Raw genomic sequence first — 24,572 nt, 5'->3', positions numbered from 1 at the left:
TGTTTATCGTGCGATGACCAACGGCACGGTGAGTTTGTCCAGCAAGCCGGCCTGCGCACTGCGCGGGTTCTGGTTGCCGCTCGGGCTGGTACGCAGGTAGCGCCCATCTGACTGCAGCACCCAGGCCTGGGTGTTGTCGGTCAGGTAGCTTTCCAGCTCCTTCTTGACCCGCAGAATCAGCTTCTTGCCTTCCACCGGGAAGCAGGTCTCGACGCGCTTGTCGAGGTTGCGTTCCATCCAGTCGGCGCTGGACAGGTAGATCTTCTCCTCGCCGCCATTGGAGAAATAGAACACCCGCGTGTGCTCCAGGAAACGACCGATGATCGAGCGCACCTGAATATTGTGCGAGACCCCGGCAATGCCTGGGCGCAGGCAGCACATGCCGCGCACCACCAGGTCGATCCTCACTCCGGTCTGGCTGGCTTTGTACAGCGCGCGGATGATCTTCGGGTCGGTCAGCGAGTTGAACTTGGCGATGATATGCGCCGGCTTGCCCTCGGCCGCCAGGGCGGTCTCTTTGGCAATCATGTCGAGCAGGGTCTTTTTCAGAGTAAAGGGCGCGTGCAGGAGCTTCTTCATGCGCAGGGTCTTGCCCATGCCAATCAGCTGGCTGAACAGCTTGGACACGTCCTCACACAGCGCCATATCGGCGGTGAGCAGGCTGTAGTCGGTGTACAGCTTGGCGTTGCCGGCGTGGTAGTTACCGGTACCCAGATGCGCGTAACGGACGATATCGCCGCTCTCGCGACGTAAAATCAGCATCATCTTGGCGTGGGTCTTGTAGCCGACCACACCGTAGATCACTACCGCACCGGCGGCTTGCAGGCGGCTGGCCAGTAGCAGGTTGGACTCTTCATCGAAGCGCGCACGCAGTTCGATTACTGCGGTAACTTCCTTGCCGTTACGCGCAGCTTCCACCAGCGCATCAACGATTTCCGAGTTGGCCCCGCTGCGGTAAAGCGTCTGCTTGATCGCCAGCACGTGTGGGTCTTTCGCCGCCTGACGTAGCAGATCGACCACCGGGGTAAAAGACTCGAAGGGGTGCAGCAGGAGGATGTCCTGTTTGCTGACCACACTGAAAATGTTCTCGGCGTTCTGCAGCAGCTTAGGGATCACCGGAGTAAAAGGCTTGTACTGCAGCTCCGGGTGGCTTTCCAGGCCGGTGATGCTGAACAGTCGGGTCAGGTTGACCGGGCCGTTAACCCGGTACAGCTCGCTCTCGCTGAGGTTGAACTGCTTGAGCAGGTAATCGAGCAGCGGCCGTGGGCAAGTGTCCACCACTTCCAGACGCACCGCATCGCCATAGCGCCGTGAAAACAGCTCACCGCGCAGGGCGCGGGCCAGGTCTTCGACGTCTTCGGTGTCCACCGACAGGTCGGCGTTGCGGGTCAGGCGGAACTGGTAGCAACCCTTGACCTTCATGCCCTGAAACAGATCATCCGCGTGGGCATGGATCATCGAGGAGAGGAACACGAAGTTGGCACCAGGGCCGCCGACATCCTCCGGCACTTTGATGATGCGCGGCAGCAGACGCGGCGCCGGGATGATCGCCAGACCAGAGTCGCGGCCAAAGGCGTCGATGCCTTCCAGCTCGACGATAAAGTTCAGGCTCTTGTTCACCAGCAGCGGGAACGGATGCGTCGGGTCGAGGCCGATCGGGGTGATGATCGGCGCGATCTCGTCGCGGAAATAGCGGCGCACCCAGGCCTTGTGCTTGGCCGTCCAGAAGCGCCGGCGAATAAAGTTGACGTTGTGCTTGGCCAGCGCCGGGAACAGGTTGTCGTTGAGGATGGCGTACTGGCGGTCCACCTGTTCGTGCACCAGCTCGGCAATCCGCGCCAGCGCCTGGTGCGGCTGCAGGCCGTCGGCGCCGGCCTGCTCGCGGGCGAAGTTGATCTGCTTCTTCAGCCCGGCAACGCGGATCTCGAAGAACTCATCCAGGTTGCTGGAGAAGATCAGCAGAAATTTCAGGCGCTCCAGCAACGGATAGGACTCATCCAGCGCCTGTTCCAGCACGCGGATATTGAATTGCAGCTGCGACAACTCGCGGTGGATATACAGACTGCTGTCATCCAGATTGTGAATAACCACAGGCGCAGGTGCTGCTGGCGCTGGGGCCTCGATGACAGGGGTTTCCACTACTACAACCTCGTCGACGACCGGCTGGGCGTCTTGCAATTCAGGGGTACTGAGTCCTTCGGTGTTCATTACAAAGTCCTGGCGGGGCTATTGCCCCTGCTTCAACAGTTCTGCCGCGCGCACGGCGAAATAAGTCAGGATGCCATCGGCACCCGCACGTTTAAAGGCGGTCAGTGATTCGAGAATTACCGCCTCGCCCAACCAACCATTTTCAATAGCCGCCATATGCATGGCGTACTCACCGCTGACCTGATAGACAAAGGTCGGCACCTTGAATTCCGTTTTAACCCGCCAGAGGATGTCCAGATAGGGCATGCCCGGTTTGACCATAACCATGTCCGCACCTTCGGCCAGATCGGCGGCCACTTCGTGCAGCGCTTCGTCACCATTGGCCGGGTCCATCTGATAACTGGCCTTGTTGGCCTTACCCAGATTGGCCGCCGAACCCACCGCATCGCGGAACGGTCCGTAGTAGGCGCTGGCGTACTTGGCCGAGTAGGCCATGATGCGCACGTTGCTGTGGTCAGCCAGCTCCAGCGCCTCGCGGATCGCCTGCACGCGGCCATCCATCATGTCCGACGGTGCGACCACCTGGGCACCGGCGTCGGCATGGGAAAGCGCCTGCTTGACCAGGGCATCAACGGTAACGTCGTTCTGCACATAGCCGGACTCATCGAGGATACCGTCCTGACCGTGGGTGGTGAACGGGTCCAGCGCCACATCGCTGATCACCCCCAGCTCGGGGAACTTGGCGCGCAGGGCACGAATGGCGCGCTGGGCAATACCGTCTGGGTTCCAGGCTTCTTCAGCCAGCAGGGATTTCTTCTCCAGCGGTGTCACCGGGAACAGCGCCAGCGCCGGAATACCCAGGGCCACCCAGTGTTCGGCTTCCTTGAGCAGCAGGTCGATGGACAGACGCTCGACGCCGGGCATCGAGGCAATCGCTTCGCGGCGGTTTTCGCCATCAAGAACGAACACCGGCAGGATCAGGTCATCGACGCTCAAGCGGTTTTCCCGCACCAGGCGCCGGGAAAAATCATCACGACGGTTGCGACGCAGGCGAGTGGCGGGAAACAGGCGATTGGCGGGGGTAAAACTCACGGCAGACTCCGAAGCCCGTAGCGACGGGCAAGTGTGACAGTTATAAGCGGTCATTATGACCAAAGTATGACAACGCAAGACAGCGCTGCGACCGCTTGCCGCAAGCCCAACAAGCATAGCGCCGCAACTATGGCGAAGATATGTTGCACGCGCATGGCTCCAGTGCGTTTTCTCGAACCGTTGCTGTTAGCCCAGCTGTCGATTGTTGGGCTTCGCTGCGCTCAGCACCAACCTACGCAGGTACGGCGCCCTCTGCGCGCGGGGTCCAGAACACTGCGCCCAGGCTGAGCAGGCTGTAACCCAACAGCAGCGCCCAGAGCAGCGGCTGGGCCGGCAACAGGCCCAACTGCAGGGCCAACCAGGCCAACGGCAGGTTGAGCAGCAGGCGCACGACTTCCAGGTGCTTGGCGCGGGACCGGTTTTCCAGCCAGCTGCCGATGATGGTCAACCCCACCGCCATCCAGGCCACGCCCAGCAACGTCTGCGCCAGGCTCAGCTCGTCGCCCATGCCCAGCAGCAGCGTGCCGCCCGCCACATACAGGCTGAACTGCACGCCGGCGTAGAGTTTTTGCGCCAGGCTCAGCGGCACGTCGAATTTGACGAACTGGCTGAGGTCCGGCTTGCTCTGCGGATACTTGGCCGCGACATCGGCCGGGCGCCAGCCGGTGCGCATAAACCAGATACGCAGTTTGTCCCACCAGGACTCGGCGCGCACCGCGTCACGCCACAGCGCCACATAGAACTGCGCATTGGCCCACAGCGGGTTCCAGCTGGCCAGCGGCGTGGTCACGCCGAACACCACCGGGTGTTCATCCAGCTCTTCCTGGAAGGTGCCGAATAGGCGATCCCAAAGAATGAACACACCGCCGTAATTGCGATCCATATACACAGCATTCTGCGCATGGTGCACACGGTGGTTGGAAGGCGTGATAAACGCCCACTCAAACCAGCCCAGCTTGGGGATATGCCGGGTGTGCACCCAAAACTGATAAAGCAGATTCAACGCCGCCACGGTCAGAAACACCAGCGGCGGCACACCGGCCACGGCCATTGGCAGGTAGAAGATCCAGCCGAAGATAAACCCGGTGCTGGTCTGGCGCAGCGCGGTAGAGAGGTTGTAGTCCTCACTCTGGTGATGCACCGAATGCGCGGCCCACAGCACGTTACGCTCGTGGCCCAGGCGATGGTTCCAGTAATAGCAGAAATCGTAGAAGACAAAGGCGAACAGCCAAACCCACAGGCCGCTCGCCGACAACTCGAACATCCCTAGGTGCTGCCACGCCAGGGTGTAGGTGAGCAGACCGACGGCTTTGGTCAGCAGGCCCACGGTGGTCGACAGCACCCCGGCGCTGAGGCTGTTGACGGCATCGGAGAAGCGGTAAGTGCTGATCCCGCGCCAGCGGTCGAACAGCAGCTCCAGAACTATCAAGGCAAAGAAGAAGGGTACGGCATAGAGAATGTAATTCATGGTTTCACCGGTTGCATAGAACCGCCATATCACTGCACGCAGCTAACGGCTAGGATTGCTCAATAAATTCTAGCCCAGTGCCGCATCCGGCTCGCGGCGCACCATGCCAACCTGGGTGGCATATGGCGACATAACACGACTCAATTCGGTACAGCTGGCAATTCAGGAGAACTTGATGAACAAGAAAGTCGCGGTGATTCTTTCCGGCTGTGGCGTCTATGACGGCGCGGAAATCCATGAAAGCGTGATCACCCTGCTACGCCTCGATCAGCGCGGCGCGCAAGTACAGTGCTTTGCCCCTAACGTGCCGCAACTGCATGTGGTCGATCACTACAGTGGCGATGAGATGGACGGCACACGCAACGTACTGGTGGAGTCGGCGCGTATCGCGCGCGGCAAGATCAAGGACGTCAAGGAGCTGCATGTCGGCGACTTCGATGCGCTGATCATGCCCGGCGGTTTTGGCGTGGCGAAAAACCTCTCCGACTTCGCCATCAGCGGCGCTGGCTGCACGGTGCAAGCCGATGTACTGAGCGCCACCCAGGCCTTTGTTGCAGCGGGTAAGCCAGTCGGTCTGATCTGCATCGCCCCGGCGCTGGCAGCGAAGATCTTCGGCGCGGGCGTGATCTGCACCATCGGCAAGGACCATGAAACCGCCGCCACCCTGGTGCAAATGGGCGCAGAGCACCATGAGTGCGAGGTCAGCGAGATTGTCGAAGACGCCGAGCGCAAGCTGGTGACCACCCCGGCCTACATGCTCGCTCAGACGATCAGCGAAGCGGCTGCCGGGATCAACAAATTGGTGGATCGGGTGCTCGAACTCAGCCACCCCGTCTGAACCGGCGGCTTGATCAGCCTCCTATCAGGCTGATAGCACGCCAATGCGCGCGGCACTCCAGCCGCGCCACTGGCCAGATTTGCCAAAGTGCGGCAGGTTGATCATTCCCCTCCCCTGGCGCGCCTCCATGAGCAACCCACCTTTCGAGCTAACCGCCGAGCTACAGCAAGCGGTGAGCAGCTTCTTCCAACACCGAACGCATGGCGCGGCTGTCCAAGCTCGGCACCATCGACCTGCGCATTGACTACCTGCGCCCTGGCCGTGGCCAGCGCTTTACCGCCACCGCTGTGCTGCTGCGCACCGGCAACAAGGTGGCGGTGGTACGCAGTGAGCTACACAGCGACGACGGCACTCTGGTGGCGGTCGGCACCGGCACTTATCTGTGCGGCTAACCCCAGCACAGATGGGCATTCGCCTAGCGCAGGCTTACACTGCTTGGCAAATCCAATGGTTGCATAAGCACCTGTAGTTGGAGCCTTGAATGTTTTCACTGCCCTTTTTCAGCCCGCCTGCAGCGGACCAGATGGTCCTGCTCGACTGCAGTCATGACCCGCTACTGGTGCTGCTGTCCTACCTGATCGCCAGCGCTGCAGGCTTTACCGCACTGAATATGGCTGAACGGGTCAGCCGCGAGCAGAGCCGCGAACTCTGGCGCTGGGTCGGGGCTTGGGCCTTGGGCGGTGGTATCTGGTCGATGCACTTCGTCGCCATGCTGGCCTTTTCCGCACCGCTGTCGCTCAGCTACGACATCAACATCACCTTCTTCTCCCTGTTTATCGCCATCGCCGTGTCCTATGTAGTGATGCGGGTAATCGGCCATAAGCGGCTGCGCCTCTGGCAAAGCGTGGCGGCTGCAATCGTCGCTGGCAGCGGCATCGCCACCATGCACTACACCGGCATGGCGGCTATCCGCTCGACGGCCAGCCAGCACTACGACCCTGGCCTGTTTCTGTGGTCAATCCTGGTCGCCATCGTCGCCTCGCTCGCGGCTCTGCTGCTGGCCGGTTATTTTCGCGGGCAAAGCGGCCGCCGCGCCAACTGGCTGCGCCTGCTGGCCAGCCTGATCATGGGCGGCGCAATTGCCTCCATGCACTTCACCGGCATGGCCGCGCTGACCCTCAGCGTGCCGCTGGATCAGCCGCTGCAAACGGCGGCCAGCCAGGAAGGCCATCAACTGCTGGGGGCGGCAATTGCCCTGATCGCCTTGCTGATCATCCTGATTGGCGCGCTGGCCGGCTGGGCCGATCAGCGCCTGCGCCAGGAGCGCCGGCAGTTGCTTCAGCTGGCCCAGCAATTGGACACCCTGACCCATTACGACGGCCTGACCGGCCTACTCAACGGCCAGGCTTTCAGCCAGATACTCGACACCACCCTGGCCACCACGCCACCGCACGGCGCTACCTTGCTGTTTATTGACCTAGACAACTTCAAACGGATCAACGATAGCCTCGGGCACGGCCGGGGCGATGAACTGCTGAAGCAGGTCGGCGCGCGCATCCGCAGCGTCCTCGGTCGCGAAGACTTGCTCGCGCGTTTTTCCGGTGACGAATTCTGCGCCTTTGCCCTCAACGTACCCCTGCAGCAGGGCAGCCAACTGGCCGAGCGCATCCTGGCGCAGATCCGCCAACCCTTCAGCCTGGAAAGCGGCAAACTCAGCCTGAGCGCCAGTATCGGCATCAGCCGTTATCCGCAGGATGCCAACGACGCCGGCCAACTGCTAAAACAAGCCGGTATCGCCCTTGGCCACTGCAAGCGCCAGGGGCGCAATCACTGCCTGGGCTTCAGCACCCAGCTGGAACACGACGCGCAGCAAGAACTCAGCCTGGAACAGGAACTGCGCCTGGCGCTGAACCGCGACATGCTGCAGGTGTATTACCAACCCATTCTGTCAGCGCGCGGCGATCAGGTAGTCGCCCTGGAAGCTCTGGTGCGCTGGCAGCACAGCGAGCTGGGAGTGATCAGCCCGGAACGCTTCGTACGGATTGCCGAGCAACACGGCTTTATCCATGAGCTGGATATCTGGGTGCTCAAGCGCGCCTGCCGCGACCTCAAGTGGCTGCACAACAATGGCCACCGACAGATGCACCTGGGGGTCAACTGCTCGGCCCTGAGCCTGCTGCAACCGCACCTGGTCAAAGCCCTGGAAATCGAACTGCAACGCGCCGACCTGCCGCTTAGCTCGCTGACCCTGGAGGTCACGGAAAACGCTCTGATGCACGACCTTAGCGCCGCACAGACGCAACTCGACAAGGTTCGCGCTCTGGGCATGACCATCAGCATTGATGACTTCGGTACCGGCTATTCATCGCTGCAGTACCTTAGCCGCCTGCCTGTAGACAGCCTGAAGATCGACCGCAGCTTTATTCACGAAATCCCCGGTTCCGACAGCGCCATGGCGATCACCTCAGCGATCATCGCCATGGCGCACAAGCTCAATCTACGGGTGGTCGCAGAAGGCGTGGAGAACGTCGAGCAACTGGTGTTTTTGCAGGAGCAGCAGTGCGACCTGCTGCAAGGTTACTTGTTCAGCCAACCACTGCCGCTGGGCGAACTGCATAGCTGGCTGGATGGCGGGCATTACCGCCAGCGTTACGCGCCAGTCTAAGAGCCCGCCCAACGTCCGCTGCATCCGGCCCGCTGGGCACCCACCGAGCCAACTGCGACCGCATGGCTATGCCCCTAACGCAATGGCGCGGCCATGGCACGGTAATGCTCGGCCATGAACGTAACGAACACCTGAACTTTCAGCGCCACATGCCGGGCGTGAGGGTACAACGCATAATAATGCCGCTGGCCAAGGCTGTAATTGGGCAGAATCTGCACCAAAGCCCCACGCAGTAGATCCTCTTGCACAGTAATTTGGGTGAACGCGGCGACGCCTGCGCCGGCAAGCGCTGCGGCGTGCAACGAGCTGATCGAATCAGTTTTGAAACGCCCTTGCACTGGCACACGCGTGGTACCACCGCGAGCATCGACCAGCGACCAGTCACTATTCGCAGCGAATGCCAGTAATTGATGCTCGCTTAACTCCCGCACCTGACGCACCAGCCCATTGCGCACCACATAAGCCGGCGAGGCCACCAATAGTAGCGGAGAGACGGCAAGCAGACGCGCCACCAGCGAGGAATCCGCTAGAGGTCCGCTGATCCGCAATGCCACATCGAAACCCTCAGCAATCAGATCGACAAAGCCGTCATTACAAGAGAGCTCAACCTGAATCTCCGGGTAACGCTGCTGAAACAGCGGCAGCCAGCTAGCCAGCTCCAGCGTTCCAATTACCATCGGCACACTGATTCGCAATAAACCGCTGGGGCTGTCATGAGCCTCGCCCGCCGCCAACGCGGCTTGGTCGATACGTTCAAGAATATCAACGCAGGCGGCGTAGTACTTTTCTCCCGCAGTTGTCAGGCTGAAGCGGCGAGTATTGCGGTTGATCAAGCGCGTACCAAGCGCCGTCTCCAGCTGCTGCAACTGCCGGGAAACCGTTGAATGAGTCGTGTCCAGCCGCTCGGCGGCGGCAGTAAAACCACGGAACTCGACGATACAACGGAATGCCCGCATGGCCAGCAGTTGATTCACCGGAGCCTCGCTACTCAGTTGTATGGCAGGCGGACAATCTGCTCCGTGGTCATGACGTCACCGAAGGTGTCCTCGATTTCTGTCAGTGCAGCACGGTGCAGGTTGTCCTTATCGATCGTTTCACCATTGGCGCGGGTAATTGCCCGAGTCGCCGAAGCATCGGATGCTACCACGACCTGATACCCCAACGGCGCAGCATCCCGAGCACCACCGGCGACGCAGGCGTGGGTCATCAATCCGGCAAAAATGATGGTCTTGATCCCGGCCTGTTTGAGTTGCTTATCCAGGTCAGTACTGGCGAACACACTGACCGTGGATTTTTGCAGAACATAATCCTGAGCACGCGGCTGCATTTTCGGGTGGAACTTGACCGTCTCGCCATCCAGTGCAAAAACCGGCGATCCTGCGGGAGCCACATGCTGTACGTGGAATACCGGCATCTTCGCCTGGTCAGCAAACTTGATCAGCTCGCGAGCCTTGTTCATGGCTGCAATGCCATCAGGAATCGGCATGCGCCCACTGAAATATTCGTTCTGAAAATCAATCACTACCAAAGCGGTGCTATCCGGATTAAGTCGCTCAATCTGTACTGCCCCAGACATTGCGCGGATAGTCGGATGGGCTGGCTGATCAGCCACTGTGCTGGCCATCGCATTACTGACGGCAACGAGGCTGAAACTGGCGAGAATGCTTTTCAGCAAAGAAACGAAACGGGGTGATTCAACTAGGGTCATGGTGCAGCTCCTGTACAACGTCAATGAATTGGAGCCCAGTCTAGAAAGCACGATCACCAGAGACAACGCGGCTTTACGCACATCATCTGTGCAAAAAACACACAAATAGAGCAAATCTTAAGCGCCTCAACGCAGATGATATTTCTGCCGGAGTGACCGCGCGGCTCGCAGCAGGATTACCTGTTTGGCAAACTATTACCGCCAGCGTTACGCGCCAGTCTGACGCTGCAAGCGGGTCAAGATACGATCCAGTGAATTGGCGAACGCCTGCTTGTCACGCTCGCCATAAGGTGGCTGGCCGCCGCCGACCTGGCCTAGCTCGCGCAGCTCAGTAAATAGGTTACGCACCGCCAGCTTGTCGCCCATATTGCGCTCATCAAACTCGCGGCCACGCGGGTCGAGGGCGGCCACACCCTTCTTCACCAGGCGAGCGGCCAGCGGCACGTCGCTGCAGATCACCAGCTCTCCCGGCAGGGCGTGCTCCACCAGGTAATCATCGGCGGCATCCGGGCCGCTGGGCACCACGATCAGCCGCACACAGCTGTACGCCGGCTTAACTTGCGCCTGACCGGCCACCAACAGCACTTCAAAACGCCGTTTCAGGGCGAACTTCACCACCTGATCCTTAGCCGGTTTGGGGCAGGCATCGGCATCAATCCAGACTCGCATCAGTGCGTATTCTCCGTATGTAAACAAGCATTAAGATCAGCACGCGCGCATCGTGACTGTAATCGCTCGCGAGCACATTTCAGAAGCGCTAGGCTCAGCCCCGCGAGCACAGTTCAATCGCAGTAACGGCAGGCCACGCACCGCAAAGGAGTAACCCTATGAGTTTTTGGCAACGCCTGGAAGAACCGGCACATGTCGTGGTCTGTGGCGCCAGCCGGGGCATTGGCCTGGCACTGACCACACAATTGCTGGCCCGCGCCGATGTCGCCGGGGTCTGGGCTATCGCTCGCCGGGCCAGTCAGGCGCCCGGCCTACTTGAGCTGACAGCGCAATATGGCCAACGCCTGCAATGCCTGGATGTGGATGTATGCGATGAACAAGCGCTGAGCGAGCTGGCCGCGCATCTGCGCACCGTCATCCCGCGCCTACATCTGCTGCTGTGCACCGTTGGCGTGCTGCAGGATGGCGCAGCGAAAGCCGAGAAGGGTTTGGCGCAGATCAGCCTTGAGGGGCTGCAGGCAACCTTTCTGCGCAACAGCTTTGCACCAATCCTGTTGCTCAAGCACCTGCTTCCGCTGCTACGCGGCCAGCATGCCTGCACGGTGGCGGCGCTGTCGGCGCGGGTCGGGTCGATTGGCGACAACCGCCTCGGCGGTTGGTACAGCTACCGCGCCAGCAAGGCCGCGCTGAACCAACTGCTGCACACTGCAAGCATCGAGCTGAGCCGGCTTAACCCCAACAGCTGCGTGCTCAGTCTGCACCCCGGCACCACCGACACCGAACTGTCGAAACCCTTCCAGGCCAATGTGCCGGCAGACAAACTGTTTAGTCCAAGCTACTCAGCCGAGTGCCTGCTGGCGCAGATCGAACAGCACGGCCCGGCGCAGACTGGCACGTTCTGGGCCTGGGACGGCCAGCCGATTCCTTGGTAGCTATATCTGCGCAGCTCAGACCGGCGCGCGGCGCACGCTGGCCAGCAACGCCGCAGCGCCGACAAACAGCGCGCCAAAAGTACGGTTCATCAGCTTCTGCTGGCGGGGCGAACGCAGCGCGCCCAGCACCCGCGCCGCCAGGCCGGTGTAGCCGGCCATCACGATCAGGTCGACGCAGATCATGGTCACGCCCATCACCAGGTACTGGCTCAGCAGCGGGGCCTGCGGATTAAGGAACTGCGGCAACACCGCAAGCATAAAGACGATTGCCTTGGGGTTGCTGAAGTTGACCAGAAAACCGCGCAGCACCAGGGTCAGCGGCCGGCCGATGGGCCGTTCGGTTTGCGCCGTCATATCACTGGGTAGCGCCTGCCACTGGCGATAACCGAGGTACACCAGATAGACCACGCCAAACCACTTGATCAGGCTAAAGGCCAACTCCGAGGCTGCCAGAATCGCCCCGACACCGGCGGCCACAATCACAATCTGCAAGGCCAGGCCGAGCTGCAGACCCAAGGCATTCCAATAGCCACGCAGAAAACCGTATTGCAGCCCGGCAGACATCGAGGCAATCGCTCCGGCGCCCGGCGACAGACTGATGACCCAACAGGCTACAAAGAACGCAAGCCAGGTTTCCAGTGCCATGGTGATACCTCAAACAGGTCGGTAAAGAGATCGAAAAGGTCGGCCAGCTAGCCTAACCCTTGCGGGCTTACTCGCCCAGCCCGCTAGGTTGTGCCTCGGCTTTTTGCACAGTGGGGATGTCGCCACTGCGCCAGCGGCGCACGGCTTTTTGGAAAAACAGACTATTGGGGATCTGCACCCAGGCACCGGGCGCATCGCCGCTGAGGTCTTCCAGGGTGGTATAGAACAGGTTGATTGCCACCACTCGCCCACGCACGCCGGGCTTGTCGGCGCTTTCCAGCACCTCGACGCATTCGCCGATGCGAAAGGGCCCCATGGCGAAGATCAGCAACGCGCAGAACATGTTGGACAACACGCTCCAGATCGCGAAAAAGGCCACTGCCGCGACGGCGGTAAAGCCGGTAAGCGCGGCCCACAGCACCTGCGCCGAAACACCCAGGCGTTCCAGCACCAGCATGAATGCGCTACCCACGATCAACCAGCGCAGCAGGCCGCGCAGGGGCATCAGCAATTCGGCCGGCAACTGCGGGTAGCGGTTGCCGAGGCGGGTGATGCCGCGGGTGATAATGCGCTGGAACAGCCATGCCAGCAGCACAATCAGAATAATCTGACCCGTGCGCAGCAACGGCTCTTGCCAGGTCGTCAGCCATTCCAGGGTCGGCAGGGTGATGTTCAACTGGCGGCCTCCAGCTCGGCTTGCAGGGCTTCGAGGGTTTCCAGCGCGAGCATCCAGCGCTCTTCCAGATCGGCTTCGCGAACCTTCAGCTTGGCCTGCTCGGCCAGGGCATCACGCAGCTCATCCTTGCGCGCGGCTTCGTAGATGTCGCTGTCACCCAAACGGGCTTCGACGGCGGCGAGCTTCTGGTGCAACTGGCCCAGCTCTTTTTCCAGTTTGTCGGCTTCGCGCTTGTGTGGCGCCAGCTGCTGACGCAAAGCCGCTGCGGCCTGGCGCTGCACGCGCTTGTCGGTTTTATCCGGGCTGCTTTCGCCACTGCTCGTCGGCGCCTGCCGGGTGCGGTAATCCACCAGCCAGCGAGCGTAGTCTTCCAGATCACCATCAAACGGTTGCACCAAACCATCGGCGATCAGCAGGAACTCGTCGGTGGTGCTTTTCAGCAGATGCCGGTCGTGGGACACCACCACCACTGCGCCACTGAACTCCTGTAACGCCATGGTCAGCGCCAAGCGCATTTCCAGGTCGAGGTGGTTGGTCGGCTCATCGAGCAGCAACAGGTTGGGTTTGCCCCAGGCAATCAGCGCCAGAGCCAGGCGGGCTTTCTCACCGCCGGAGAAATTCAGCACCGGCTCATCGCAACGCGGGCCACGGAAGTCAAAACCACCGAGAAAATCGCGCAGGGTCTGCTCGCGCTCGGTTGGCGCCAGGCGCTGGAAGTGCAGCAGCGGGCTGGCTTTGTCGTCCAGGGCATCGAGCTGATGCTGGGCAAAGTAGCCAACCACAAGGTTCTCGCCGCGCTGCAGATGGCCGCTGATCGGTTGCAACTCGTTCGACAGGTTCTTGATCAGGGTCGACTTGCCCGCGCCGTTCGGCCCGAGCAGGCCTAGGCGCGCGCCAGGGGCAAGGTTCAGTTTGACCTTCTCCAGCACCACCTTGTCGCCATAACCGAGGCGGCCTTCGCTAAGGCTGAGCAGCGGGCTGGATATCTTGTCAGCCTCACGGAAGCTGAAGTCGAAGGGCGAATCGACATGCGCCGCCGACAGTTCTTCCATGCGCTCCAGCGCCTTGATCCGGCTCTGCGCCTGGCGCGCCTTGGTGGCCTGAGCTTTGAAGCGGGCGATGTACTTTTCCATGTGTGCGCGCTGCACCTGCTGCTTCTCGTACGCCTGCTGCTGCTGCGCCAGACGCTCAGCACGGGTGCGTTCGAACGCCGAATAACAGCCGCGATACAGGGTCAGCTTCTGCTGATCGAGGTGGGCAACGTGGTCCACTACGGCATCCAGGAAATCGCGGTCATGGGAGATCAGCAGCAAGGTGCCGGGGTAACCTTTCAGCCAGCTTTCCAGCCAGAGGATCGCGTCGAGGTCGAGGTGGTTGGTCGGCTCGTCGAGCAGCAGCAAGTCGGACGGACACATCAGCGCCTGGGCCAGGTTTAGGCGCATGCGCCAGCCACCGGAGAAGTCGCCGACGCGGCGGTCCATCTGCCCGCTGTCAAAACCCAGACCAGCGAGCAGCTTGCGCGCGCGGGCATCGGCGCTGTAGCCATCAAGGGTGTCGAGTTCAGTGTGCAAGCGCGCCACGGCAGCGCCGTCATGGGCGGCTTCGGCCACGGCCAGTTCGGCCTGCACCTTGCGCAGCTGCAGGTCGCCATCGAGCACATAGTCCACCGCCTGGCGTTCGACCGCGTCGATCTCCTGGCGCATATGTGCCACGCGCCAATCGGCGGGGATCAGGCAGTCGCCCGCGTCCGCACTCAGCTCACCACGAAACAGGGCAAACAGGCTGGATTTGCCGGCGCCGTTGGCGCCGATCAGGCCGGCTTTGTGGCCGGGGTGCAGGGTCATCTCGGCGTCTTCTAGCAGACGCTGAGGGCCACGCTGTAAAGTCAGGTTCAGGAGTCGGATCATAATGGCGGCGGAGTCTACCAGAGTCCCTTTAGGGTCTGTTCCCGTTTCATCGCGAGCCGCGTTGCCGCGAGAAATGGCCCCCGGTTAGGCGCAGGACGCAGGTAATGGTCATTCCCTTGCCAAGTCCTGCAACAACAGCGGGGGCCATTTCCCGCGCAACCCAAAGGGCCGGGCCTGTTTTTTGCGCGATACTGCGTTTCTCGACACTCATTTGGAACAACCACAAAAACGCCGGGAGCGTTTTTGCGCGCCAGCCCCGAAGGGGTGAAGCACATGGATGTGCTGAACAAAATTCGTGTCTCGTGCCTTGCCTCGCGCAAAAACAGGCTCCGGCGCGGCCGTGAATGAAACGGCAACAGACCCTAGTGAAACCCGGAAAGCACCATGCCTACTGACCTGTGGCGATTCGCCGAAGCACTGTATCAACGCCCTGGCGTCGAGGCCGCGTGCCTGCTGCTGCAGACGCAAGGGGCAGACGTGTGCCTGCTGCTCTGCGCCGCCTGGCTGGAAACCCGCAAGATCGCCTGTACCGATGAGCGCGCCGAAGCGCTGCGCACTATCGCGCAGCCCTGGCAACAGCAGGTGGTGGTGCCGCTGCGCCACCTGCGCCAGAACTGGCGTGAGCAAGCGCAGAGCGATAGCGCTCTGAGGCAGTTACGTGAACAGATCAAACAGCTCGAACTGGAAGCCGAACGCGAACAGCTGGAACGCCTGGCAGCCCGCACCCAGAACTGGCCAAGCGGCGAAGCGGAGGGGCCGCAGAGCTGGCTGGAACGCCTAGCGCCCCAGCCCGGCAATCACCATGCGCTGCAAACGCTGCGCATCGCGGCGGCACACTTTAGCGCTTAAACAGCGCTTGGCGGGGTGCTGCCATTGCTGCCGGCAGGTGCAGCGGGCGCTGCGACAACCGGCGCTTTAGCAACGGCTGGCTTGGCGGCAACAGGTTTAGCGGCTGACTTGGCCGCTGGCTTTCGCGCAACAGGCTTCGCAACGGGTTTGGCGACTGCCTTGCTGGCAGGCTGTGCAGCCGGCTTACTCGCGGCGGGTTTGGCGCTGCTGGCAGCGGCGGGTTTCTTCACCGCAGGTTTTGCTGCAGCGGGAGCTTTGCTGGCGGTCTTGGCCGGTGCTTTGGCAGCGGGCTTGACGGGTGCTTTAGCTGGGGCTTTGGCGGCCGGTTTGCTGGCAGCAGGCTTGGTCGGAGCTTTAGCCGCAGCGGGCTTGGCAGCAGGTTTGACGGCAGCCGCCTTGGCCGAACGGCTGTCCAGCGCTTTGCTTACGGCTTCTTTAACCTTGCCAACGCCCTGAGCCAGTTTCAGGCTTTCCTGCGCATCGCGCTTGAGCCCTGCGATATAGGTGCGGGTTTCGCTCTGGCGGTCTTTAAGGGTATCGAGCAGTTGCTCCAGTTCGGCCACTGCCTCTTTACTTTTGGCCTGGGCCTTGGCTTTGCCGGCTACCGCTGCATCCTGCATTTTGCTACGGGCTTTATGCAGTTTTTCCTGAGCCTTGCCGCGTTGCTTTTCCAGCTTGGCGAGCAGCTTCTCGGCATCAACCAACGCGCGGGTGCAGGCATCTTCAAGATACTCAAGCAAACTGCTGGAAAGTTGCTGCAACAGGTGCAGCGGGGTACTTACTGATTTCTTCTTTGCATTCTTTGTAGCCGGCATGACGCGCCTCCTGGCGGATGAAGATGGCGTCATACTAGTCCTCCTTTTGCCCGCCTTGCCACCTCGCGCATTGAGCTTGCGAGCCTGGCTGGCATAATCGGCGCATCTTAGGCCGGAGAACACCCATGCCACGTTTCGCCTTGCTACTGCTCTGCCTGCTCGCCCCCTTGGCTCAAGCGGACAACCACTCGCACGACCTAGCCTATAGCCTGGGGGTAAAACTCGGTGAGCGGCTGCGCGACGAGGTGCCGGATCTGGAGCTGCAAGCCCTGCTCGATGGCCTGCGTCAGGCCTACCGCAATGAGCCGCTGACCCTGGATGCCAAACGCATCGAAAGCCTGCTGGCCGAGCATGAAGCGCAGCTGGCCAACGCACCGGAGCGCATCGAAAAAGCCAAGACAGCCGAGCAGCGTTTTCTTGCCACGGAAAAAGCCAAGGCCGGCGTGCGTGTACTGCAGGATGGCGTGCTGATGCAGGAACTGCGTGCCGGCAGCGGCCGTAAACCCGGCCCGAAGGATCGCATTCAGGTGCGCTATATCGGCTTTCTGGCAGACGGCAGCCAGTTCGACGAAAGTCAGACCGCGCAGTGGTTTCGCCTGGACAGCGTAATTGCCGGATGGCGCAGTGCGCTGCAGCACATGCCGGTGGGTGCGCAGTGGCGCTTGGTGATTCCGTCGGCTCAGGCGTATGGCGAAGAAGGCGCGGGAGATTTGATTGCGCCCTACTCGCCCTTGGTGTTCGAGCTGGAGTTGCTCGACACCAAGGAGTAACGCGTCAGCGCATTAGAGGGCAGGCGCGGCCTGCTCCTGATGGGCGTTGTGCAGGACTTCAATGAGGCAGTCCTCCAGCTCGAAACGCTCGTGCAGTAACTGCCCCAAACGTTTCAGCTCATCAAGCAACGAAACCGAGTCATGGCAATCGCCATTGTCGCAGCGATCATTGAAGGCCAGCGCCACTTCGGTGATCACCTCGATGCGCGGGTAGATCTGCTTGGCCAGATCGATACCACGCTGATCACCAAAGGCCTTGGCTTCGCTGGTCAACTGTTCGTAGACCTCGAAGTGGCCGGCTGATACGTAATCAACGAGGATTTCGCAGAAGCGCTGCAGAGCTTCGGCATTGGCGCTCGGCGCTTGCGGCGAGCTGTTGATGGCGGCATAGGCATGCACCAACTCTTTGCGCTCTTGCAGCCAGCGGTCAATCAGTAGGTGAACCCCACCCCAACGTTCCTGGGCGTTCTGACAACTCTCGAGCATGATGACCTCTACTTCCCTATTGCTATTAGTGTTGTATGCCCGCATCGAGACAGATTTTTGTCAGTCCGTGCAAGGTCTGGGAAGACAACCGTGAAGCGGCAACTTTCCGGCGGTATCTGTGAGCCAGATTATTCCCGCTGGCCTAGGCCTTCAAGGTAGCGCTGGAGAAAATTTCATACAAGCGTTTAACCGACAGCTACTCAGTCCGATCAACCGCCACAGGCCTGTAAAAGCTCAGCGTTACCTGGCCTAGATCAACGCCCCACTTCGACATGCGCGCCCGGTTGAGCATCACTTGACCGTCCATCAGAAACATCCAGTCATCAAAATCAACCACGTAGGTTGAGTCATCAACCTTCAAACGCAGCTTGTATCGCCAGTGCAAGGCATTGCCGGCGACCTGGCCAACCGCCTCCCCGACCACGTCATCCGCAGTGCCACGCCAACTGCCATCGGCCTGCTTGGTAAGCGTCCAAACGCGCCGTTCTGTGCTGCCATCGCTGTAGGTAAAGCGCTCGTCGAGCACGCCCACATCGCCATCCCAGGTACCGGTCATGGCCACATGGAAACGTTTGATCACCTCGCCGGAACGGTTCTGGAACATGCCCCAGGCCTGCAAGTCGCCATTGAAGTAATCGCTCAGCTCCAGACGCGGCTGCTCGCTGGCATAATCATTCACCTGCGGGCCGGCACAACCCGCCAGCAGCGCCACCAGACAACAGATCAACAGCGTTCGCATAAGCACCTCAATAAACGGGCTAAATCAACTCGCAGCAGGCAAAACCGGCGTACAAAGGCGTGCATCAAGCAGGCGCAGGCCTTCTTGATACAGACTGTTGCTGCGCTCCAGGTCACCCAGTTGCGCCAGTAGGCGCGCCAGCTCAGCACAAGTCTCCGGGTGACGCTGAAAGGCCAGACTGCTTTCCAGGTAATCCTTAGCCTTACCCCACAACTGGCTATGCAGGCACAACCGACCCAGCGTCAGGAGCAAACCAGCATCCTGCGGATGCTGCTTCAACCAACCCTCGGCCGCTTGCAGCTGTTTACCCAGATCGCGCCCACGCAGCAAACCGTAGAGACGCATCAGGGCGGTGTCGTAGTGCTGTTTCAAGAAGTGGCGCAGCAGCTCCTCCGCCTCGGCTTCAGCACCCAGATGACGCAGTTGCTCGGCATACACCGCCAGCAGTTCGGGCTCCTGATGCTGCGCTGTCGACATCGCCTGCCAGGTTTTTTGCACTGCCAGCAGCGCCGCCTGTGTATCACCTTCAGCTTGTCGCCCTGCCTGCAGCAAACGTCCACGCCAGGCCTGACGCTCAAGCTCACTCAGTTCGGCATTGCCCAGGGCTTTTTCCTTGCGCAGATCAGGTATCAGCCCGAGTAAAGCCGGCCAATCGCCTGACTGCAGGTACAGTTGCTGCAGTTGACGCAACACCAGGTGATGGTGCGGATGACGCGAACGCATCACCTGCAGGGTCTCCAGCGCGGCATCGGTCTGCCCGCGCGCCAGTTGCAGCTCGGCATGTTGCAAGGCAATCGCCAGCTCGGCTTGCGGTTGGCGATTGAGGGCCTGCTCCAGCAGATCGTCGCTGTCGCTGTAATGCCCCAACTGATGCGCGGCGCGAGCAGCGCCCAGGTAATAACTCAACGGTTGCGGCGCATCGACGGCGGCGCGCTGCAGATGACGCAGGGCACGGGCCCAGCGACCCTCGGCGAGATCAAGAAAGCCCTGTTCGGACGCCAGCCGTACGCGACGACGGTTATGCAAGCGCGACCAAGGGTTGAGCAGGCCACCCGAGGTGACCAGCAGTCGTACGCTCAAGCGCACTAGATAGATCAGCAGCCAGAGCGCCAGCACCAGGGCAACAAAGGCCCACAGGCTGGACTCATAGCGAAAGCCCTGGAAGGCAATCAGCACATAGCCCTTGTGTTCTGCCAGTGGCAGACCGAACAACACCAGGCTGGCGACGCCGACAACCACCGCCAGAATCAGCAGCAACCAATAGAGGCGCTTCATTGCAGCGCCTCCTCGACATCATCGCTGGCCGCTGCGGCGGGCTCAGCCTCGACTTTCTGCTGGCTGCGAGCGGCCTGCTTGGCTTGTATGTATGCCTGCACGGCATTCAGCGTCGCGCTGAGATCCGGCGGCGTCACCGCAATCGGGCGATCGGCCAGCTCATCAATGCGCGCACGCAGGGCGCGACTATTGGGGTTGTCCACATCAAAATGTCCATCCAGCACTTCACGCGCCTGCTGCAAGGCCTGGCGATAGACGTTGCTTTGGCCATGCAATGCGCCCCACTGGGCCTGTTCCAACGCAAGGCTGAGGGCCAGGCGTACCTGAGTCAGGCTTTGGCCGGCGAGTATCGGGCGGATATTGCGGTCGGCGTTGAAATCGATACGAAAGTATTCCGACAAGGTCTGCAGGCCACGCTGCCACCACTGCGGTTCCATCACACCTTCGGCAGCCAGCTCGCTAAGCACACCACCCTCGCCGCTGAAGCTCGGGGCCAGGGCATTGAGCTGCGCCACCTGCTCACGCAAGGCGCCGAGTTGCAGAAACAGCCCGGTACGGTCCGGGTTGGCGGTCGAGCGCAGTGCTTGCAGGCTTTTGGCCAGCTGCTCGCGGGCGGCGAAGGCGGCGGGGTCATCCTGCTCATGGAGGATTTCATCGGCTGCCTGCACCAGCGCGGTGGCGCTGTTGATGTCCTGCAACGCGGACAGGCGCAGGCTGGCCAGACGCAGCAGATGCTCGGCCTCGGCCAGGCGCCAGTCCTGACGGCTGGCACCCAGCACGGTTTCCAGGCGCTGGTTGAGCAATTGCTGATCGCCCTGCAGCCGGGTCAGCAAACGGCGACGGGTTTCCAGGTCCTCGACGCTGGGCAGCTGATCGAGCCGCGCCTCCAACTTCTGGCCAGTCTGCGTAAGGTTCTGCGCCAAGTTCTGCGCTTCGTTACGCGCCTCCTGCAGCTGGCCTTGCTGTTGTTGCTCACGAGCGTCCAGCGCCTGCAACTGCCAAAGCCCCCAACCACCTGCGCCGGCGCCAGCAGCAGCGATCAACAAGGCCAGCAGCGCCAGACCGTTGCCACCCGAAGCCGGTTTGCCCGCAGCAGGTGTTGGCGTAACCGGCTTCGCAGCGACGGCATCCACCTGCGCCGGCTCCTGCGGTTTCAGGTCGCGATCATTCGGGGCTTGCTCTTTCGGAGTAGTTGCTTCGCTCACGTATCCATCCTTTGCGTCAGAGATCGGGGCAGGTTGCGCCTGCAAGGCTGCCAGCAACGCCGCAGCACTCGCGCCACGGCAGTCCACAACAAATTGTGCACCCGCCGCGCGGGCCATTTCGGCAACTCGCGGGCTAGGTACAAACAAGGGTAGCCGGGCCAGTTCGGCCCAGGCGTCAGCGGCCAGCTCGCGCAAATGCACAAAGCCCTGCCCACTGCTGACCACCAGAGCGTTCAGGCGTTCAGCCTGGACCCGCTCAATCAGCGCCGCCGGAGGGTAATCCGGCAGCACTCGACGATACAGTGGCAGATAGTCCACCTGCACGCCTTGGCCGCGCAAGCGCTCGGCCAATAACTCTCGGCCACCCTCGCCACGCAGGATCAGCACCTGCGGGCTGGCGGCTGCTGCCAGCGCCTGCTGCAACTGCGGCACAGCCAGCAGGGCTTCGCTGTCATCAGCGTGCTCGGGGTAATGCACCTGCAGGCCATGCTCACGGATAATCTGCGCCGTGGCCGCACCAACGCTGAACCAGGGCTGCTCGGCAGGCGCCGATGTTTGATAACGATCCAGCAGGTCGAGGCCCAAGCGCGCGGCCGGTTTGCTCACCACGATTACCGCGCAGTAGCGCTGCAAATCGGCAAGCTTGGCCCGCTGTTCGGCACTTTCGCTCAACGCCTCGATGGCCAGCAGCGGCAAGCTATTGCTGTAGATGCCCTGCTCGGCCAGGGTTGCTGCCAGCACGGCCGATTCTTGAGCCGGTCGCGTCAGCAGTACACGCCATCCACTCACTCGGCGGCGGCCTCGCCGTAAACGGCTTGCAGAATGGCCGCAGCACCCTGGGCCAGCAGCGCTTCGGCTACCTGCACACCCAGCTGTTCAGCCTGGGCCAGCGGAGCACGGCTTTGCGCCCGCAGCAGCAAGCCGCCATCCGGCTGACCGACTAGGCCGCGCAACCACAGCTGCTCGCCTTCCAGCACCGCATAACAGGCGATTGGCACTTGGCAACCGCCATTCAAGTGCTTGTTCAGTGCGCGCTCGGCAGTTACCCGCAGCGCGGTATCACGGTGATGCAGGGGTGCCAACAGTGCATGGATTTCGCTGTCAGCAGTGCGGCACTCAATGCCCACCGCGCCCTGGCCGCCTGCTGGCAGGCTGTCTTCAGCGCTGATCGAGGAACGGATGCGCTCCTCAAAACCCAGTCGAATCAGGCCGGCTGCAGCAAGGATAATGGCGTCGTACTCGCCGGCATCCAGTTTGGCCAAGCGGGTGTTGACGTTACCACGCAGGAACTGGATTTTCAGATCCGGCCGGCGCGCCAGCAGCTGGGCCTGGCGGCGCAGGCTGGAAGTACCGACCACGCTACCAGCGGGCAAGGCATCGAGGTTGGCATAGGTGTTGGAAACAAAGGCATCGCGCGGATCTTCACGCTCGCAGATGCAGTACAGGCCCAGGCCTTCGGGGAAGTCCATCGGCACATCCTTCATCGAATGCACGGCGATGTCGGCCTGATTCTCCAGCATCGCGGTTTCCAGCTCTTTGACAAACAAACCCTTGCCGCCAATCTTCGCCAGCGGCGCATCGAGTAGCTTGTCGCCACGGCTGACCATGGGCACCAGGCTGACCTTGAGGCCAGGATGCGCCTGCTCCAGCCGGGCTTTGACATGTTCGGCCTGCCAGAGGGCCAGGGCACTTTTACGGGTGGCGATGCGAATTTCGCGAGACATGGGCAATTCCAGAAAACGAACTGCCGAGGATAATAACAGGCTGGCCCACATCAGGCCTGCGACCCAAGCAGCTAAAGCTCCTTAGCAACCAGTACCGGATCTTGCGAGCCTGTTTCCAACGCAGGATCGCCGACGCGCAGCAGATCCAGCCAGAACGCTAAAGGTTGTGCATTAGTTTGCGCACCCCGGCCACATGCCGGCGGCTGACAATCAATGCTTCCTCGTTCATGCCCTTGAGGAACAGCTGAAAATGACCGAGCGGCGTGCGCTGCAGGCGCTCGATACGTTCACGGGCCACCAGGGCATTGCGGTGGATGCGCACAAAGCGATCACCAAATTCGTCTTCCAATGCCTTCAGCGGTTCATCCAGCAGCACTTCGCCGCCAGCGTGGCGCAGGGTCACGTATTTGTGGTCGGCGATAAAGTAGATCACATGATCCAACGGGATCAGCTCAATGCCTTTACGGGTACGCGCACTGATATGGCTGCGCGGGCCGCCACCGCCGTCTAGCGCAGGACGGGTCAGGGCGGCCAGCTGCACGCGGTTGGGTCGTTCGGCTTTCTTCAGCGCTTCACTGAGGCTTTCCGCGCGCACCGGTTTGACGAGGTAGCCGACGGCGCTGACCTGAAAGGCTTCCAGGGCAAATTCATCATGGGCGGTGCAGAAAATCACCGCCGGTGGCGCCTCGCGCTCACACAGCTTGGCCGCCACCTGCAGACCGTCCAGGCCCGGCATGCGGATATCCAGTAACACCACATCCGGCTTCAGGCTGTCGATCAGACTCAGGGCCTCCTCGCCGTTGCTGGCTGCGGGTTCAAGCACACGGTAGCCCTCGAGTTCGCCCACCATACGGCTCAGGCGCTCTCGGGCCAAGGGTTCATCATCGACAATCAGGACATTCATAATGCACGGGCTTCCTGCTTGGGTCTCGCACAAGGATAGCGTAGACAAGTGAAGTGGCGTCCGTCACGGCGCTCTACGCTGAGACTGGCACGCGGCCCGAAAAGTGCCACCAGTCGTGCGTCTATATTGTTCAGCGCCTGATGGGTGCCGCGCGATGGCGGCTGCTCGCCTAGTTGTTCGTATGGGTTGCTCACGCACAGCTGGAATACCCCCTCGTGATAACTCGCCTCGACCCGCACCAGACCGCCCTCGATGCGCGGTGCAACACCGTAGATCAAGGCGTTTTCCAGTAAGGGCTGCAACGTCAGTTGTGGAATCGGCAGATCATCCGGCACATCGACAATCTCCCACTGCAACTGTAGACGCTCGCCGAGCCGATAGCGCTCAATCGACAAATATCGCTGCGCCAGTTCCAGCTCCTCGCGCCAGGGCACCAGGCTGCCGGGTTTGGCCAGGCTGGCGCGGAACAGATCGGAGAGATCCAGCACCGCCTGCTCGGCCTTGTACGGGTCGATCACCACCAGGCTGGCGATACTGTTCAGGCTGTTGAACAGAAAGTGTGGGCGAATGCGCGCCTGCAGCGACTCGATGCGCGCGCGCAGCTCGGCTTGCTCCTGCTTACGCCACTGGCTTTGCAGGTAGAAGTAACGCAGCAGCAACGCCGACATGATCAGGCTGATCAAGGCATGGCGCAGATACAGGTTGACCTCGCCGGTACGCGGCAACGGCCCGCCCAGCTCGTAATAGTCCGCCACGGCGGTACAGATCAAACTCAGAGCGACCACAATCGCGCAGCACAAGGCACCGGCCGTGGCCGCAGGCATGCGCGCCATCAGCGGGCGCAGGCGACACAGTACGGCGGCCGAGAGCAGCACGATCCACTGCACAAACAGCGACGTCAGCGCCAGGCGTACCCAATCGAAGCCCGGCTGCATCGGCTCGGACAACACCAACACCAACACCAGCAACTCGGCCAACAGCACCATGCTCAGCAGGGCTTCTGGCTGGCAAAGCTCGGGCACGAAGAAGTCATCGACCAGCGGTGGTTGTTTTTCTAATAGAGCGCTTTTTATTTTCATCCTCGCAGTTTCCGCGTGAGCCGCGCCAGCAGCAAGTT

At 61.3% G+C, this 24,572-nt stretch carries 22 protein-coding genes and 2 pseudogenes; 6 read left to right on the top strand and 18 right to left on the bottom strand.

Features of this window, described 5'->3' with window-relative positions; translation table 11 throughout:
• Window positions 1-3 precede the first annotated feature (3 nt).
• The 3 genes from ppk1 to AC0T4W_RS23070 all read right to left on the bottom strand — a co-directional run bounded on the left by ppk1 (window position 4) and on the right by AC0T4W_RS23070 (window position 4,708).
• A complete protein-coding gene (gene ppk1 / locus AC0T4W_RS23080) occupies window positions 4-2,208 on the bottom strand; it encodes a polyphosphate kinase 1 (RefSeq protein ID WP_476323271.1) in 2,205 nt (734 codons plus the stop codon).
• An 18-nt stretch (window positions 2,209-2,226) separates the two neighbouring features.
• Window positions 2,227-3,240, bottom strand: coding sequence for a porphobilinogen synthase (gene hemB, locus AC0T4W_RS23075; RefSeq protein WP_476323269.1), 1,014 nt, complete (start codon window positions 3,238-3,240; stop codon window positions 2,227-2,229).
• Window positions 3,241-3,472: 232 nt separating this feature from the next.
• On the bottom strand, window positions 3,473-4,708 hold the full coding sequence (locus AC0T4W_RS23070; RefSeq protein ID WP_476323266.1) for a sterol desaturase family protein: 1,236 nt from the start codon (window positions 4,706-4,708) through the stop codon (window positions 3,473-3,475).
• A 175-nt stretch (window positions 4,709-4,883) separates the two neighbouring features.
• Between AC0T4W_RS23070 and elbB the strand changes: the two genes are divergently transcribed.
• The 3 genes and pseudogenes from elbB (at window position 4,884) to AC0T4W_RS23055 (ending at window position 8,151) form a co-directional block, all read left to right on the top strand.
• On the top strand, window positions 4,884-5,546 hold the full coding sequence (gene elbB / locus AC0T4W_RS23065) for an isoprenoid biosynthesis glyoxalase ElbB (RefSeq protein ID WP_476323263.1): 663 nt from the start codon (window positions 4,884-4,886) through the stop codon (window positions 5,544-5,546).
• Window positions 5,547-5,740: 194 nt separating this feature from the next.
• Window positions 5,741-5,938 (top strand): annotated as a pseudogene (locus tag AC0T4W_RS23060) (hotdog domain-containing protein); the annotation flags it as partial.
• Window positions 5,939-6,027: 89 nt separating this feature from the next.
• Window positions 6,028-8,151, top strand: a complete 2,124-nt coding sequence (locus tag AC0T4W_RS23055; protein ID WP_476323260.1) for a putative bifunctional diguanylate cyclase/phosphodiesterase — start codon at window positions 6,028-6,030, stop codon at window positions 8,149-8,151.
• Between the two features lie 74 nt (window positions 8,152-8,225).
• Here the strand turns inward: AC0T4W_RS23055 and AC0T4W_RS23050 are convergent, their stop codons facing one another.
• From AC0T4W_RS23050 to AC0T4W_RS23040, 3 genes are all read right to left on the bottom strand, one after another.
• On the bottom strand, window positions 8,226-9,125 hold the full coding sequence (locus tag AC0T4W_RS23050) for a LysR family transcriptional regulator (RefSeq protein ID WP_476323257.1): 900 nt from the start codon (window positions 9,123-9,125) through the stop codon (window positions 8,226-8,228).
• A gap of 14 nt (window positions 9,126-9,139) precedes the next feature.
• On the bottom strand, window positions 9,140-9,859 hold the full coding sequence (locus tag AC0T4W_RS23045) for a cysteine hydrolase family protein (RefSeq protein ID WP_476323852.1): 720 nt from the start codon (window positions 9,857-9,859) through the stop codon (window positions 9,140-9,142).
• Between the two features lie 207 nt (window positions 9,860-10,066).
• Window positions 10,067-10,528, bottom strand: coding sequence for a YaiI/YqxD family protein (locus AC0T4W_RS23040; RefSeq protein ID WP_476323254.1), 462 nt, complete (start codon window positions 10,526-10,528; stop codon window positions 10,067-10,069).
• A gap of 158 nt (window positions 10,529-10,686) precedes the next feature.
• Here AC0T4W_RS23040 and AC0T4W_RS23035 point away from each other — a divergent pair, with 158 nt between their 5' ends.
• The gene (locus tag AC0T4W_RS23035) at window positions 10,687-11,460 is read left to right on the top strand and encodes an SDR family NAD(P)-dependent oxidoreductase (RefSeq protein WP_476323251.1); all 774 of its coding nucleotides are present in this window, start codon (window positions 10,687-10,689) and stop codon (window positions 11,458-11,460) included.
• A gap of 15 nt (window positions 11,461-11,475) precedes the next feature.
• Here AC0T4W_RS23035 and rhtB read toward each other — a convergent pair whose 3' ends face one another.
• From rhtB to AC0T4W_RS23020, 3 genes are all read right to left on the bottom strand, one after another.
• Window positions 11,476-12,105 (bottom strand): homoserine/homoserine lactone efflux protein, encoded by a 630-nt coding sequence (gene rhtB, locus AC0T4W_RS23030; RefSeq protein ID WP_476323248.1) that lies wholly within the window; start codon window positions 12,103-12,105, stop codon window positions 11,476-11,478.
• A 67-nt stretch (window positions 12,106-12,172) separates the two neighbouring features.
• Entirely contained in the window at window positions 12,173-12,769 is a 597-nt protein-coding gene (locus tag AC0T4W_RS23025; protein WP_476323849.1) for a mechanosensitive ion channel domain-containing protein, read from the bottom strand.
• Between the two features lie 8 nt (window positions 12,770-12,777).
• Complete coding sequence (locus AC0T4W_RS23020; protein WP_476323245.1) at window positions 12,778-14,688, bottom strand: ATP-binding cassette domain-containing protein; 1,911 nt, start codon at window positions 14,686-14,688, stop codon at window positions 12,778-12,780.
• Window positions 14,689-15,072: 384 nt separating this feature from the next.
• Here AC0T4W_RS23020 and AC0T4W_RS23015 point away from each other — a divergent pair, with 384 nt between their 5' ends.
• Window positions 15,073-15,537 (top strand): TIGR02444 family protein, encoded by a 465-nt coding sequence (locus AC0T4W_RS23015; RefSeq protein ID WP_476323242.1) that lies wholly within the window; start codon window positions 15,073-15,075, stop codon window positions 15,535-15,537.
• Here AC0T4W_RS23015 and AC0T4W_RS23010 read toward each other — a convergent pair.
• The gene (locus tag AC0T4W_RS23010) at window positions 15,534-16,352 is read right to left on the bottom strand and encodes an AlgP family protein (protein ID WP_476323239.1); all 819 of its coding nucleotides are present in this window, start codon (window positions 16,350-16,352) and stop codon (window positions 15,534-15,536) included. The two genes, AC0T4W_RS23015 and AC0T4W_RS23010, sit on opposite strands and share 4 nt — an antisense overlap.
• 125 nt (window positions 16,353-16,477) lie before the next feature.
• Here AC0T4W_RS23010 and AC0T4W_RS23005 point away from each other — a divergent pair, with 125 nt between their 5' ends.
• Window positions 16,478-17,122 (top strand): FKBP-type peptidyl-prolyl cis-trans isomerase, encoded by a 645-nt coding sequence (locus tag AC0T4W_RS23005; RefSeq protein ID WP_476323237.1) that lies wholly within the window; start codon window positions 16,478-16,480, stop codon window positions 17,120-17,122.
• Window positions 17,123-17,134: 12 nt separating this feature from the next.
• Here the strand turns inward: AC0T4W_RS23005 and rsd are convergent, their stop codons facing one another.
• From rsd to AC0T4W_RS22965, 8 genes and pseudogenes are all read right to left on the bottom strand, one after another.
• Complete coding sequence (rsd, locus tag AC0T4W_RS23000) at window positions 17,135-17,608, bottom strand: sigma D regulator (RefSeq protein ID WP_476323234.1); 474 nt, start codon at window positions 17,606-17,608, stop codon at window positions 17,135-17,137.
• A 196-nt stretch (window positions 17,609-17,804) separates the two neighbouring features.
• Window positions 17,805-18,347, bottom strand: a complete 543-nt coding sequence (locus AC0T4W_RS22995) for a DUF3833 domain-containing protein (protein ID WP_476323231.1) — start codon at window positions 18,345-18,347, stop codon at window positions 17,805-17,807.
• 24 nt (window positions 18,348-18,371) lie between these two features.
• Complete coding sequence (locus tag AC0T4W_RS22990) at window positions 18,372-19,622, bottom strand: heme biosynthesis HemY N-terminal domain-containing protein (protein WP_476323228.1); 1,251 nt, start codon at window positions 19,620-19,622, stop codon at window positions 18,372-18,374.
• Window positions 19,619-20,827: a uroporphyrinogen-III C-methyltransferase gene (locus tag AC0T4W_RS22985; protein ID WP_476323846.1), complete on the bottom strand. Its 1,209-nt coding sequence runs from the start codon at window positions 20,825-20,827 to the stop codon at window positions 19,619-19,621. Before AC0T4W_RS22985 ends, AC0T4W_RS22990 begins: the two co-directional genes overlap by 4 nt.
• A gap of 33 nt (window positions 20,828-20,860) precedes the next feature.
• Window positions 20,861-21,616: pseudogene (locus AC0T4W_RS22980) on the bottom strand (uroporphyrinogen-III synthase); the annotation flags it as partial.
• Entirely contained in the window at window positions 21,613-22,551 is a 939-nt protein-coding gene (gene hemC, locus AC0T4W_RS22975) for a hydroxymethylbilane synthase (RefSeq protein ID WP_476323225.1), read from the bottom strand. The gene hemC and the pseudogene AC0T4W_RS22980, both read right to left, overlap by 4 nt.
• Window positions 22,552-22,708: 157 nt before the next feature.
• Window positions 22,709-23,455 (bottom strand): LytR/AlgR family response regulator transcription factor, encoded by a 747-nt coding sequence (locus tag AC0T4W_RS22970; RefSeq protein ID WP_476323222.1) that lies wholly within the window; start codon window positions 23,453-23,455, stop codon window positions 22,709-22,711.
• Window positions 23,452-24,534: a sensor histidine kinase gene (locus AC0T4W_RS22965; RefSeq protein WP_476323219.1), complete on the bottom strand. Its 1,083-nt coding sequence runs from the start codon at window positions 24,532-24,534 to the stop codon at window positions 23,452-23,454. Before AC0T4W_RS22965 ends, AC0T4W_RS22970 begins: the two co-directional genes overlap by 4 nt.
• Between the last annotated feature and the right edge of the window lie 38 nt (window positions 24,535-24,572).

This window comes from Pseudomonas sp. C7.1 (genome assembly GCF_056312395.1).
The sequence above is the reverse complement of the archived record's forward strand: the minus strand, read 5'-3'. Positions and strand labels throughout refer to the sequence as shown.